Source organism: Desulfobulbaceae bacterium (assembly GCA_013792005.1).
Lineage (GTDB): Bacteria > Desulfobacterota > Desulfobulbia > Desulfobulbales > VMSU01 > VMSU01.
In genome coordinates, this window is sequence record VMSU01000207.1 from 1 (window position 1) to 11315 (window position 11315).

9 protein-coding genes and 1 pseudogene are annotated in these 11315 nt (G+C 42.9%); 1 reads left to right on the forward strand and 9 read right to left on the reverse strand.

Annotation, left to right across the window (positions count from 1 at the left end; genetic code table 11):
- The 5 genes from FP815_13310 to FP815_13330 all read right to left on the reverse strand — a co-directional run.
- Positions 1 to 384 (reverse strand): hypothetical protein (locus tag FP815_13310; GenBank protein MBA3015903.1); only part of this gene is annotated, 384 nt, incomplete at its 3' end.
- Positions 385 to 429: 45 nt separating this feature from the next.
- Positions 430 to 987 carry a serine acetyltransferase gene (locus tag FP815_13315; protein MBA3015904.1) on the reverse strand — a complete coding sequence of 186 codons (558 nt, stop codon included), beginning with the start codon at positions 985 to 987 and terminating at the stop codon, positions 430 to 432.
- Between the two features lie 94 nt (positions 988 to 1081).
- Positions 1082 to 2194: a radical SAM protein gene (locus tag FP815_13320; GenBank protein ID MBA3015905.1), complete on the reverse strand. Its 1113-nt coding sequence runs from the start codon at positions 2192 to 2194 to the stop codon at positions 1082 to 1084.
- Positions 2195 to 2238: 44 nt separating this feature from the next.
- The gene (locus FP815_13325; protein MBA3015906.1) at positions 2239 to 3084 is read right to left on the reverse strand and encodes a sulfotransferase; all 846 of its coding nucleotides are present in this window, start codon (positions 3082 to 3084) and stop codon (positions 2239 to 2241) included.
- A gap of 64 nt (positions 3085 to 3148) precedes the next feature.
- Positions 3149 to 4366: a glycosyltransferase gene (locus FP815_13330; GenBank protein ID MBA3015907.1), complete on the reverse strand. Its 1218-nt coding sequence runs from the start codon at positions 4364 to 4366 to the stop codon at positions 3149 to 3151.
- A gap of 210 nt (positions 4367 to 4576) precedes the next feature.
- On the opposite strand from FP815_13330, the pseudogene FP815_13335 reads away from it, so the two are divergent.
- Positions 4577 to 5593, forward strand: a pseudogene (locus FP815_13335) (IS5 family transposase).
- Positions 5594 to 6325: 732 nt separating this feature from the next.
- Here FP815_13335 and FP815_13340 read toward each other — a convergent pair.
- The 4 genes from FP815_13340 to FP815_13355 are packed head-to-tail and all read right to left on the reverse strand — an operon-like array spanning position 6326 to position 10908.
- On the reverse strand, positions 6326 to 7834 hold the full coding sequence (locus tag FP815_13340) for an oligosaccharide flippase family protein (GenBank protein MBA3015908.1): 1509 nt from the start codon (positions 7832 to 7834) through the stop codon (positions 6326 to 6328).
- On the reverse strand, positions 7807 to 8985 hold the full coding sequence (locus tag FP815_13345) for a glycosyltransferase family 4 protein (protein MBA3015909.1): 1179 nt from the start codon (positions 8983 to 8985) through the stop codon (positions 7807 to 7809). Before FP815_13345 ends, FP815_13340 begins: the two co-directional genes overlap by 28 nt.
- Before the next feature lie 4 nt (positions 8986 to 8989).
- Entirely contained in the window at positions 8990 to 10303 is a 1314-nt protein-coding gene (locus tag FP815_13350; protein MBA3015910.1) for a hypothetical protein, read from the reverse strand.
- Positions 10300 to 10908 (reverse strand): hypothetical protein, encoded by a 609-nt coding sequence (locus tag FP815_13355; GenBank protein MBA3015911.1) that lies wholly within the window; start codon positions 10906 to 10908, stop codon positions 10300 to 10302. Before FP815_13355 ends, FP815_13350 begins: the two co-directional genes overlap by 4 nt.
- Positions 10909 to 11315: the final 407 nt, after the last annotated feature.

Below are 11315 nucleotides of genomic sequence, written 5' to 3' on the forward strand. Positions count from 1 at the left end.
AGTAGTTACATTATTCACTAGACGAGATGTATGATCGGTCATGATGATTCTTTTCACGCCCAACAGAAGTGCTATTGGAACAAGCGGACTTCCTGGCCCGATGAAATGAAAGTGAATCATTTTAGGCTTGTTTTTTTTCAAAATTTTTGCAAGTGCAAAGACAGAGGAAATATCATGATCTGGAAGTAAAATGTAACTCACCTGATTATCATGAAATACTTTTTCAACAGCCTTGCTAATTTTACTACCAAACAAAAAATTGATATTTATGTTTCTTTTGTTACATTCCGTGGCAAGTCCACAAATGAAATCTTCAAAAGACCCTCGTTTCAGTGGATTGATATCAGCCCAAAATAATATATCGATAAATTTTTTTTTGTTCATCCTTTGGTTCAGCCCGCCAGCAAGTCACTAAGGAAATAAAAGCGATTATTCTCCTGGCATAGATACATCATTTTTTTTTATAATCACAGCAGGAATACCCCCGACTACCACATTGCTAGGAACATCGCGATGCACGACAGAATTCGCGCCAATAATTACATTATCTCCAATGCGTATGCCCCCGAATATTCGGCAACCAGCATGCATAACAACTCTGTCGCCTATCTCCGGATACCCCCCCTTCCCAGAACCTATTGTAATACCCTGCCCGAAAAAACAATTTCGACCAATTTTTTTTGCGACGACAACCTGGCCCCCGCAATGAGCGATGTCTATTCCTGGTCCGATTTCAGTGCCAACGCTGATTTCCATGGAGGTCAAGATAAAAATCAGATTTGAAACGATACAGCGGTAAGGAATAAATAAAAAAAATCCTAACAAAGGGATGTTGAAAATACATGTGTCAGCCCACCTGCGGAATCTATATTCTGTTATAGCCCAAAGCTGAGGCTTCGTCGCATAAAGCCAAAGAATTTCGAAAAATTTTTTCTGCCCTTTATATCCGCCATTAGTCCTGATATCTTCTTTTAAATTTTCAAACATCTAAAACTCAAGCAATGTTTCGTGATAATCGTATTTTCGCAAAACGCATTGGTTGTTTCTGATCGTCCATCGGTGAGACTCCATTTACGAACACTCATGTATCAAGGTCTTTTTCATCACTTCTCTGCATCATGGCACAATTCTCCTTCCAGCATTTTTTTCTATTGCGCCACGCTTGTCGGAAACTCCCTTCCCGGGCATTTGCAAAGGGCTCCATCCATAAACACATTTTCATACCCCCGTCAGGCATAAACTGAAGCCCTTTATACCATGACGTGCAATCAGGTTTTTTTTTGTTGTACTCATGGGAATGCACCTTAAACGAAAGGCCCTCAGGATCCCTGAAGTATTCTCTTATCATTTCAAGACTTTCAAAAGTATTGGCAACAGGAAATCCCTCCTCCTTCTGTTCCCGTAACCTTTGCAGACTATTACTGACCACAGATAAATCTTTTACCCAAAGAGGATTTTTCTGATACCATTTTGGATCTGTCAATTCTTCTGAATAGTAAATAGGCTCAAGGGCTTGAAACAAAACGCCATTTAAGCCAATTCCCGCCGCCAATTCAATGATATTTGGCAGATCCCCGACATTAATGTTCATGATCGTAGTCTTACCCCATATTTGAACATCTCTCTGCTGCTTATCTCGCTCACTGACAAGCATCTTCAAAGCATTAATCGATTGATCGAAAAAATCATCTCTCCCTCGAACAGCATTATGAATTTCTGGCGTACTACCATCCAAAGAGATATTGATACGACTGACACCACTGTCAACTAAACGAGCAGCATTCTCCCGGTTCATTATGTACCCATTTGTCAAATAATCAACCCAAAAACCAAGGCTTGCCGCATGCTCTGCAATATCAATTGCCCCAGGCCGCAAAAGTGTTTCTCCTCCCGTGATGGCAAGATCTATTGCCCCAACCCATCGGTACAATTCATCCAATGTTTTTTTCCATTCACCGTCACTTAACTCCTTTCCGGTTGACTTCATTTTCCAACTGTGACAATGAACACAGCGAGCATTACACCTGTTGGTCAGGACCAAAATCGCGGAATCGGGTCCACCAAAACTTTCTCCAGTGCGGCGAGCTGTTTCTTGAAGAATCTTGGAGATGAAATGCCTACGCCCTTTGGCCGATAGCAAATCAACCTTCCTGATTTTTTCTAACAAATTACACATAACACTGAAACCTTTCACAATAATTTCCAATTGTTATTTGCCCATGATGGGACCCATCATCTTTAAGCCCTCCTAGGGAGCAAAGGGTAACCGAAGCGGGTCAGTGTGCCCTTGGCCACACTATTAATTAGATTTATCTGCCCGGGGGTGAGACGACAGATGCTTTCCGCATTCAGATCCTTAAGAGATTCCTTACGCTCATGAATAGAGAAATCTTTTCCTGAATCGAACCCATCGAAAGGGCGAAGTCCTACAAACGACGCAATTCGGTTCAACTCAGTCAGAGGATCACAGACCAAATCTTCGTACTTGAGCCACATAAAATTTGGAAGATAAGTCGCATCTTCTTCCAGGACCTCGTTGGTACGCCTCCATTGCCAAGCGCTCTGCTCCACAGGCCAACCATCTCGCAGGTGCTTGGGATCCCCCTTTCGGGAAATCCCTTCAGCCACAGCATATCCATTTCTAACAATAGCAACAAAATAGGCTGGAATAAAATGCTGGTTCAACCACCTGGTGCGCACACTATTGGGGGGAGATTTTTCTAGCAGGACAGGCCTCGTCAGATCAAGGCGCATACCCCACTCTTTTTTAATTCGTATAGGATCAGGACCATCATCCGTTTCAGTAAGCCGAAAGAGTTCTTCCCGTCCAGCCCACATCCGGGGCAACCCCACCTCGAAGTCCTTGACGAATTGATCAGTGATAAAGTGCCCTTCGGTTGGCAACCCAGATATGTCAGGATGGCGTCCTAAAATTTCTGCAAGCAGCGTAGTCCCAGAATTGTAGCAACCGACCAAAAAGAGCCACTTATCAGGCCGAGGTACCGGTGTAAGCGCAACTTTGATCTCACGAAAAATATTGCCCAAACTCTCTCGCAACACATACGACAAACGCGTACCTTGCATATTAACTTTATCCTTCCACGTTCAACGGCAGTTTTTAATTATTGGCGTTGATTGCGACATGCGCCTAACGCCCCAGGACAACATTTTCATACTTTGGAAGTAAAACTCTCCAATCATAATTCTGAACATAGCTGCGGGCAGCTTGGCCCATTAGTGACCTCCTTTCCGGAGAAATAATCAGTATTCGCACTGCGTTACACAATTCCTGGTTAGTGTCGGCAGTGATTGTCGCGGCGGCAGCACCATCGATATCCAACCCTCCAGTGCAAATTGTGCTCGCAACTACTGGCTTCGCAGCATGCATGGCCTCGAGCAACTTGTTTTGTAAACCCGCCCCAATTGTCATAGGAAAAACAAAAATATCCGTATCATAAATATGTGGCCAAATGGACTCTACCTCTCCAGTGACAATTACATCTTCAGAGTTTAATGATAGAATTTCTTCGGTTGGCGCCCTGCCAATTATTCGTAATTTTAAATTCCGAAACTCCTTTCTTAGGGGAAGAAAAATATGCTCATACAATCTGAGCGCAGCTGCAACATTTGCAGCGTATCCCATATTCCCCAAAAATCCCAAAAAAATATCTTTGTCTTTATTAATGGTAATGATCTTATCGTGATTATCATCACAATCTACGATTCCATTTGCAACAATATGAATATTATTACAAAAATCACCATTTACAAACATAGCATCAGTTTTTGTAACATAAACAGCCGCATCACAAATATGGTTAACGTAACGCTCCCATCTTTTCATTAATAAAACTCTATACTTACGAAAAAAATAACAAAAAATATTGCAATCAATTATCCTACGATACATATGAAGCGAAGGAGAATCTGTCCATTCTATAATTATACGAGGCAGTGATTCGGTTAAAGACATTAACATTGATGCTACATCAGCGAGATCTCCCGTCAATATAACAGCATCATAAGAGGTACTAGCCAATTTTTCCTGTACCCTCTTAGCCAGCCTTCTATTCCAGAACTTTATTGCCTCAAAAGGGGCTCTTTTGGGGGACAAGAGGTCGATTGATGTTTGTATTTTTTGAAGAATAGTGATTTTAGAATCATAATTAAATTCAGTCACTGAATTACAAAATTGCCTAGCCTCTTGTGCACGATATATTCGTCGCTTACGAGGATCACAGGCGATCACCAGGTCAACATCGTGGCGTCCCCCAAGATATTTAAAAATTGGATTGAGGCGTATTGTTATACCATCCGAACGTTCTGGAAATGGAGATTTTGATAATACCAATAAAATTTTTGCCATAAATGAATTAATCCCAAATAGAAACTGAACTACCACCTACTGAATTAGGTGGGTTTGCGCTGCTTGGTGATGACGACTAAAGGGTTTCTTGAAAATTAGCTGCAGTAATTTGGCCGCAAATAACATTGCAACTAGCTGATTTTACGTAAATATGTTACTGTAGCTGCGTCATTGCCAAACAGCCACCTAGCATATCGGAAGGAGACCAGCATGTTTCAGACAGGATTTTTTGATTTCGAGGACCGTCTTCATCAAATTGACAAGAATGGCGACCCGCTTACCAAGATAAATGATGTGGTCGACTGGGAGATTTTTCGTCCTAGTCTTGAAAAAGCTCGGGATAAGAACCGTCAGTCCAATGTTGGCCCAAAGGGCTACGATGTTATCTTGTTGTTTAAAACGCTCATTCTTCAATCGCTGTACAACCTGTCGGATGACGCGACCGAGTTCCAGATATTGGACCGACATTCTTTCGGGCGCTTTCTTGGTTTGCATATCAGCAGCAAGGTTCCTGATGCCACAACAATCTGGCGCTTTCGGGAAGACCTGATTAAGGCAGGAATAGTTGAGGAGCTGTTTACTTTCTTCGACACTCAACTCTAGAGCAACGGCTTGATAGCTATGAGGGGACAGATAGTCGATGCCAGCATGGTAAACGTACCCAAACAGCGAAATAGTCGGGAAGAGAATGCCAAAATGAAAGAGGGAAAGCCCCCGGAAGATTGGCCAGAAAACAAGCGAAGAAAAAAGGACGTAGACGCTCGTTGGACCAAAAAGAACAGAAAAACTTTCTACGAGTACAAGAATCACATTTCGGTAGACGTGAAACACAAGCTGATCCGTGGATATGCCGTTACGGACGCTGCCCAGCACGATAGCAATGTTTTTGAGGACATACTTGCCAACAATACAAGCAAGGATGTTTGGGCAGATTCTGCTTATCGATCTGCCGCCCGTCTGGAAGTCCTGAAGAAAACAGGCTTTCGCGAGCATATTCAGCGAAAAGGAAGCGGAACTCGCAAGTTGACGCAACGAGAACAGGAGGGCAACAAGACTAGGTCCAAGATTCGTTCTCGCGTTGAGCATGTCTTTGGTATGATGGCACAAAGAGCCGGGAATTTGTTGCTGCGCACGATCGGAATTGCCCGAGCAAGGGCAAAAATTGGCTTGCGCAACCTGGCTTACAATATGGATAGGATGGGGATACTCCTTGTGGCAAGTGGGTGAAGTCTGCCTACAAGCGGAGAAATCAGTAAAAAACTGCCGAATGCCGCAGAAAAAAGCGGACAAACGGCAAGAGCCAAAAATGAGAGGATGGAAATTGAGTCTGTCCTCTGTGCTAAGAATTAACAATAGTGCCACTGATTCCTCTTTGGCCTAAATTTCAAGATTCCCTAAAGACGCCACCCCCTTTCACCAAGCAAAACGCGCGTGGCAAGAAATAAAACTCGGTTTCTCTTAATTCCTTTTGGGAATTCGCCAGGCTGAAGCCGGTGTTTTTAACCTTCTTGGATACCAATAAAGGGTGTTGAAAAGATCGCCACTTTTGCAGTAATATTATAGTGTTAGGACACAAAAGCATGTTGAAACGCAACGTATACGTAAACTTCCATAACGATTCCAAAGCATTAACTGGAGGCTTTCTAATAGAAGTTGGGCTATTTTGCTGTAAGCTAAAAAGAAATGACTTTAATTATTGCTATAAAATTAGCCTATTACGGCCTGGGCCTCTTTTTCCCTGAAACACTTTTCGTATGTGGTCACAGGGTAGAATATTTTCAATACGCTGAAATGATTAAGAAAAAAATATTTGCAGAAAAGTGGCTATATTCATGAATGACGCATTTTCAAATAGTTATGAATTTCTTCTCAAAAAGCAGGGGAAAAATATATAATAATTTCAGCTAGTTTACCCTGTGACCACGTACCACTTTTCAACACCCTTCAATAGACAAAATATTATTTTATTTTTAAAAACATGCTGACAATCCGGGTTATGTATTGCCTATTGTCCCGATTCCTCATTATTGGCATTAAAATAAATGCCCATGCAAATAAAAGAATGAATATTTTTGCAACCAAATCTTCCCACAAAATATCTCGTGCCATCAATCCATTTGCCATCCAGCAGGCGAACGCTGATATAGCAACAGTAACCCAAAACGGTTTCAACAAAATTTTCATGTCGTAAAATCTGGCTGACGCTCGATGAACAATTAAAAGTTGAGCCGCATGGGCGAGCATTATGGCCAAAGCGGCTCCAATGTACCCAGCGAGAGGAATTAAAGAAAGGTAAAAAACTGTAATAATAGCTGCAATTAAATAATTATTACGGCCAATCCATCCTGTCTTCCCAGTCACAAGCCAACTGAAATTGAAATAAAGAGCCAACTTGTCAAAAACAACATCAAACGCAAGGAAAGGGACTGCATAAACAGCGGGATAAAATTTTGCATCGGACATGAACCGAATCACTGGGCCAGCCAAAATACCGACTGTAAGCGCAGTTAGCACCATCAGGGTACTCATGACGAGAAATACCTTCTGATAAACTGGCTCAGCATTCCCACGTTGATAATACTTAAAACGCTCTATCTGCCAGTATTGCATGAAAGGATCCCATATAAGCAGTGGAATAACAGCGCTAAATTTTGTAGCCAGCTCAAACAACCCAACTGCATCCAGCGAAGTGAAAATGCGCAAGTAATACCGATTCGCCGAACCAATATAAAGACCGGCAAACCCAGAGATCCATAACGGCCAACAGTATTTTAGCATCTGGCGAGCCAAATCCCTATCAAACCGCCAACCGACTTGCCTCAAGGTGTAAAATAACAGTATAAGGACAACGAAACTGGAGACAGATATGGAGCTAATGGCAATACCCATAACTCCCATGCCTTTATACACCACCAACCAAATGTTCATGGACAATTGCAACACTAATTTCCCAAGCGACAAGCTGACAAATAGCCATGGGCGCTCCTGGAGACGTATAAACAATAGACAATAGGACTCCATTGCAAGAGTAATCATCTGCGGGGCAAATAGACCAACGATTGAAGCGTATTCTGATGTGCCAAAGAGGCCCTGCGATGCGGGGACACGAAGCAGAACTAAGGCAAACGACGTTCCGGCACTAAGTACGCCGGTAATGATCATAGCTGTCGAGATAACCTTATTTTTATTCAGCTTTCCATGTGCGTCAAAGTAGTATTTAGGTATTGCTTGGCCAAGTCGCGCGCCAAAAAGCACCTCGGCCAAGCTCAATGCGAAGGTAATCAAACCCACGACTCCGTAGTCTGCTGGAGTGAGGTAACGAGTATAAACCGGCAGCATGAGAAAACCCGCAAGTTGCCTCGCTATATTACCCATTGCGTAAATACTCGAGTGCCCCACAAGACGACAGAAACCAGTCGTCGAGGATGATCCTTCAGTGGTCATAATTGTATCTCTGAAGAAAGGCATGGGACTCCATTTCGGTCGTATATCTTTGCGAATGCCTCCAGCAGTGCCCTATGACTGAACGCCAGGTTATATTTTCTAACTTCTATCCTTGCTCGGAATCCCAACTTAGTTCGCAACGCGTTATCATTTGCAAGCTGCTGCAGTATTTCCGCAGCAGCCTGAACATTTCCCTCCGCATAAATCATTCCACTTTCCTTGTGCTCTGTTGCAGCACAGACAGAGGGGTTATCAGGGACAACCACCGGCAGCCCGGCCTGCATATATTCAAGTATCGATAGCGAATATCCGACTTCACCTCGCGAAGGGTGAATGGCGATATCGGCACCACCAAGCAGGTCCGGCACATCATGACGCCGACCGGCAAAGGTACAGTAATTGGTTATACCCATTTCTGAACTCATGTCGAAAAAAAATTCCAGATCCGGTCCGTCTCCGAGAAAGAGAAAATGAAGCTTTTTTTGGTCATTGCTGAGGAGGTGTTTCATGCAACGCAAAACGAAGTCGACTCCTTTGAAACGATGGGCTCTGCCGCTCATGATCAGTATTTTCCTTCCAGCCGGGATTTGGAAAAGAGTGTGGAGGTCGACAACATTAAGCGAATGATCCAATGGGGGCAAACCGTTGGGGGCCGCGAAGCACTTCGATTGAGCCACGCAATTGACTTTAATCAAACGTTGACGCACAAATTCTGTGGCGCCAATAAAGCCGTCAGCAGGCAACCATGGTACCCGGTGAGCCAAATGCTTAAGCCAGGCCTTTAGACCCCTCACAGGAGTCCGTAGTCCAGGTGTATGGTCATGAACGACGATTAATCGCACTCCGAAAAGTCGATACAGTGGGTAGCGCCAATGAAATGTCGGCTGATCGGAAAAATAGATTGTATATACTTTATTCCGGCGCAAAAATCGGCATTGGGAAAAAACCTGATAAAACCTCGAGTCGTTAAAATCCTGTTCCATTACCAGCAATGGAGCCTGAACAATTGCTGGAGGCAGTGTGCTAATACTGGGATAGGCGAGTATAACCTGGTGTTGGCGGCAATACTGCTCTGCGAGTTTGACCCAAAAACTTTCCATTAACCACCAGGCATACCCAACTCCTGAGTCATAATTGGCCACTAGCAATAACGTTTTTTTCATGAGAGGCGACATAGGCTTAAGATGTCTGATTCATATGCAACATCGCAGAGGTAGCCGTGCTACAGTCGTTGGTTATAATATTGTTTGCTAAAGAAACAGACCATTTCTTTGCAACTTCCCTTAAAGAAACCGTCATTGCCAGATTAATCCAAAAAAAGGGGTAATACAGCACAGTGACAAAAAAACCGCTTACTAAGTATCCCACTAAAGCGCTATCCAATCCATGGGCCATATAATAGAGAAACCTATTCTTTATTGAAGATTGATAAGCCAACCTACGGGTCTGAGCATTGTTAACAAAGGTAAAAACAATCATCAAAAGAAAAACCATTAGCCCCGTGTACCCAAGTTCCGAAGCGCACTCGATAAACACATTGTGGCAGACCTGCTGATTTGCATCCGGGTAAAATTTTTCCAGCGCTACCAGCCAATTGTGGTATCCGACACCTAAAACAGGATACCGATCGGTCAAATCAAAACCTTGTTCCCACAAAACAAGGCGACGAATAGAGTCATCATCAGTACCTGCTGCCTGGAATCTTGCCATTTGCCGATCAGGTAAAAAAGCAAACACAAGCAGGACAACCATGCCCACGCTAACAAGCCCCTTGAACTTATGCCTGCTTTTCAACAGCAGAGATAAAAGTACGCCTCCAACACCCAGCAAAGCGCCTCGAGAGGACGAGGAGATCGTCCCCGTCAAAGCCGTTAACGGAAAAAGAAAAAAGAACACCTTTTTCACTGGTGACCAATACCCTTTCAAAGCTACGAAGCAGCTTGCAGAAAGCGAAAGGAATATAACCATTTGAATGCCGAACTCTCCAGAGTTCTTGAACAAACCAGGTCCGCCACCAGATCCAATTTGGATAAAACTGAAGCCCGAAGCGACCCAGTTTAAAAAAGAGAATTGCGACATTTTGAAGCTGTACAGGAAGAACCCTAGAATGAAGATGAGAAATCGCTCCTCTGTGTTGACTATATTGATGATCAGGAAATAAATGAGCACCCAGGACATAAAAATGGAAATACTCTTGAAAGATTCGTCCGGGGATATGGCAAACAAGGAAGATAGAATAACCACCAAGGAATAAAGAAGGACTAGCTTATTCAAGGGATTTCCAACTAGATCAAAGGCCCCCCTGAGTAGAAAAAGGCACAGGGTCAGAACTATAATGATCTGGGAATAAGGCAATACATCAATTACCGGATACAGAGTCTGCGGCCGTACATACTCCAAGAACAAATAGATATTGATCAACCAGAAAGTGACATCCTGAGTTTTCATGTAAGCCCATATTTCTTTGGCTTTCAGAGCGTACAAATGATTCATCGTTGTCGTTTATCCGCAAGAGACATTTGGATATGGAGCATGTCAAGTGCCTTTGCCATTACTAGGAAACACCGACGAAATTCACCTTCTCCGAGACCGAAAGGGTCATTGATATTACATGTGATCCTGTCAGGCCAAGGAGCAAAATCACGCAGAAGCCTAATCTTTCCTCTCTGATTGGGCAACATTGCAGCCAGCCGGATGTACTGGCCATACTCCATAGGGACAATCAAGTCTGCGTTCTCAATTTCGCAAGCGGCCAGCCCTTTAGAGTAATGTTCTTCAAGCTTAATCCCAAACTCCTGGCCCACGATCACAGCTTCCTTTGGAGAAAAAATCCCCTGATCAACGTCGAGCCCGCAAGATTCAATATTGAAACTTCTTTTAGAACAAATTGACCTTAGATAATATTCGGCAAAGGCGCTTCGACAGATGTTCCCTTTGCACACGAAAATAATGTGGCGCAACTCTCCTGCCTTACAGGTGGAGTTGCGGGAAAGCCGATACAATGCCGTTTCCCAAGTGTTTTGTAGCAGCCTTTTGATTTCCATCTTAACCGTTTGAGGTAATAGCGCCTTAAGTCGGTCAAAAAAAACATTGCACATAACTACTCGCTTTATATTTTAATTGAAATCAAAAATCTCACCTATTAGGTTGGAGAAAATACGCTATTGTCAGGGACAGCCGCTATGAAGCTATGAAAATTGACGAGATCTCTTTATGCTAGCGGAATCCTACAAAGATTAAAATTTAACTTCCTGTTTTTCCACACTATTTACATATGTTTCCTATTGACAGGTTTCAACAGTTCCTAGCAACATCAAGAATATATTTTGCAGTTTCAATAGGAGATATGCAATTATCAAAGTATGAAGAATTCTCTTGGCCTATACGTGATAAAAATTCAGGACCATTATTCAATGAGTACATTAAATTCCGTATAATATCATCTGGTGTTTCATGGTTTAATTGTTGACATAAGTTAGGAATATCGTTTAAAAATTTATTATCA